The sequence below is a fragment of the Streptomyces thermovulgaris genome (assembly GCF_002155915.1).
Taxonomy (GTDB): domain Bacteria; phylum Actinomycetota; class Actinomycetes; order Streptomycetales; family Streptomycetaceae; genus Streptomyces; species Streptomyces thermovulgaris.
Genome location: NZ_MUME01000586.1, coordinates 1 through 730 on the forward strand (window position 1 = coordinate 1; position 730 = coordinate 730).

General features: G+C 70.4%; 1 pseudogene. It reads right to left on the reverse strand.

Going from position 1 to position 730, the window contains the following annotated elements:
* Window positions 1-552 (reverse strand): annotated as a pseudogene (locus CCN35_RS27460) (helix-turn-helix domain-containing protein); the annotation flags it as partial.
* Window positions 553-730: the final 178 nt, after the last annotated feature.

Below are 730 nucleotides of genomic sequence, written 5' to 3' on the forward strand. Positions count from 1 at the left end.
CTTCTTGCGGGGCTCGCGGGCTTTCCCGCGCGGGGTGTGTTCCGGTGAGGCCGCCTTGTCGCCGGCGGGGACGGCAGCGGGCGCGGGTGGTGGCGCGGGTGGACACGTGGACGCAGGTGGGGGCGTGGAGGTGCGGCAGCGGGCGGCCCTGGGCTGGTTGCAGGAGATGGTGCGGGTGACGAGCCGGCCGTTGGGGGTGCGTTCGCGTTCGCGGCGCAGATAGCCGTGGGTTTCCAGTTCGCGCAGGGCGGCGGCGATCCGGGTGGAACCCTCCGGGAAACGGGCGGCGAGGGACTTGATGTCGACGGGCGCACCGGTGGGCAACGACTGGATGTGGCAGGCCAGCCCGATCGCGAGGAGCGACAGCTCCGGGTGCTGGGTGAGGTGGTTGCCGATCACCGTGAAGCGGCTGGTGTGGCGGGTGTTGTCGTGGATGACGCCGTAGCTGTGCGGGCGGCGGTGCCGGTACGCCTGAAAGCGGGTCTCGTGCGCGTCGTTCGCGGCAACGGCTGACTGGGCGTGCGAGAGCACGTTAGGGTTTTGAGCATCCATCGGGAAGCCCCTTCTTCCTTGGTGGTCAGGCCCTCGTTCGGGATCGTGACTCCCGGCCGGGGGCCGATGCATATGCGCGGTCGTTTGCGCTGAGCGTAGGGGGAGCGAGGGGCCGAAAAGCCAGCCGAGCCGGAGATGTTCACCCGCCCGAGTGAGCGTGAACCATGGGCGGGAGGGG